The sequence below is a fragment of the Frigoribacterium sp. CFBP 13707 genome, assembly GCF_014842245.1.
GTDB lineage: Bacteria > Actinomycetota > Actinomycetes > Actinomycetales > Microbacteriaceae > Frigoribacterium > Frigoribacterium endophyticum.
In genome coordinates, this window is the sequence record NZ_JACYVL010000032.1 from 1 (window position 1) to 1,953 (window position 1,953).

The 1,953-nt window shown below is 73.3% G+C and carries 1 protein-coding gene; it reads left to right on the plus strand.

What is annotated here, in order from left to right:
* Positions 1-114: 114 nt before the first annotated feature.
* Positions 115-1,953 (plus strand): Ig-like domain-containing protein (locus IFT45_RS16625; RefSeq protein WP_192129547.1); only part of this gene is annotated, 1,839 nt, incomplete at its 3' end.

A 1,953-nucleotide genomic window follows, 5' to 3' on the forward strand; every position in this document is an offset into this window, starting at 1 on the left:
CACCACGACGAGGCCCCCCGCAGCACCAGCTGCAGGGGGCCTCGCCCGTCGGCATGTAAGATATCGGCTGACCGCCCCGATCGGTCTCCCCTTTCCCTCCATCCGGAAGAAGACATGAGCACGATCAGAACCGGCCTCGCGGCCGTGGGCCTCGCGGCCCTCGCCGCGGGCACCCTCGCCCCCGCCGCGGCCCTCGCGGCCCCTGCCGCCACCATCGACGTCGACCAGGCCTCGGCCGCGTCGCAGCCGACGGCCTCCGCCCCCACCGCCGCCCCGGCCGCGCCTCGCATCGCCTTCGTCGAACCAGGCGACGACGGCGAGCTCGCGGTCGCCGGCCTGGCGCCGGGCGCCCGGCTCGCCGGGATCGACGTCGAGGGAGGCGGCCGCTACACCGCCGCCGTCTGGGACGACCGCTTCGCCACCTCGGTCGAACTCGCCGACCTGGGCAAGCCGGCCACGCTGATGGCGTACACGCCACAGGGCCGGGTCGAGGTCGAGTTCGTCCTCGAGCTGCAGCACGCGGAGGGCGAGGACCGAGCCCCCGGCACGCCCGTCGTCCACGCGGTGAGCCAGTACGACGACGACCACCTCGTGATCGAGGGCACCGTGGCGCACGAGCCGGACCTCTTCACCAAGACCGAGGTCTGGGCCAGCAGATCGGGCGCGTCGTGGGACTTCCCGTCCGACAACGGGGCGTTCTCGCTCGTGGTGCCCGCCTCGCGCGCCGGCGAGACGATCGACGTCACGGCCTACTACCGGGGCCGCGCCAGCGAGGCGACGCCGGTCGTGCTCGTCCCCACGGAGCGCAACACGGCGTCCGACACGCACCCCCTCCAGCTCGCCTCCCCCGCGCAGGGCGAGGTCGTCGCGGAGCCCGCTCCGACCTTCGCCGGCACGGGCATCCCCAACTCGCAGATCGTCGTGACCCGCGACGGCGAGACCGCCCGCAGCACGGCGACCCTCTGCGAGACGCGCGTCGCCGTCACCGGCGACTGGAGCTGCACCTCGGCCGCCCTGCCCAGCGGCAGCTACGAGACGACCGTCGTCGAGACCCCGACGTGGGCCTCGGCCGCGCAGCAGCGAGCCGGTGCGTCGTTCACCGTCGCCGACACCGCCGACGGCGACTGGACCCCGGCCCTGCCGATGCTCTCGTCGGTGACGGAGGACGCCGACGGCCAGATCGTGCTGCGCGGCATCTCGACCCGAGCCGCCGAGGCCCGGATCGAGGTCGGCGACCACGTGGAGACCGTGCGCGCCCAGCACGGTCGGTTCACCTTCATCCTGCCCGCGGGCCTGGCCGGGCAGACCGCCACGATCACCGGCATCTCGCTCGAGCGCGAGGGCCGCTCGCTCGACGCGCCCCTCACCCCGCTCGAGGCGCCTGAGCCGTCCCCGCTCACGGCGCCGACGATGCACGCGGTCTTCCCCGCGAGCGACGGCAGCTACTACATCCAGGGCACGGCCAGCTACTTCGCCACCGAGTGGGAGCTGCCGGGCGTGATCGCGCAGGCCGACGGCGTCTACGTCGACGGGACGGAGACCACCTGGAACGGTGCCTTCATGTTCAACATCGGTGCCGAGCACGCCGGCGAGCAGATCGACCTGATCACCGTCCGGAGCCTCGACATGTCGGAGCGCACGACGATCACCCTCGTCGAGACCGAGGGCAGCACCGCCCCGGCCGACTGGCCGCTGAACGTCGTCTCCCCCGCCGACGGCGAGACGATCGCCGCCGACACTGCGACCCTCACGGGCGTGGGCATCCCCGGATCGACCGTCGAGGTCACCACCGACACGGACGGCGTCGGCGTCCTCGCCGACGAGATCGGCAAGGCAGACGTCCTCGCGGACGGCACCTGGACGGTGGAGGTCGACGCCCCGCTCGCCGAGGGCGACCACACGATGACCGTGACGGAGACCCCGTACTGGGAGAACCTCGACCCGATCGTGTCG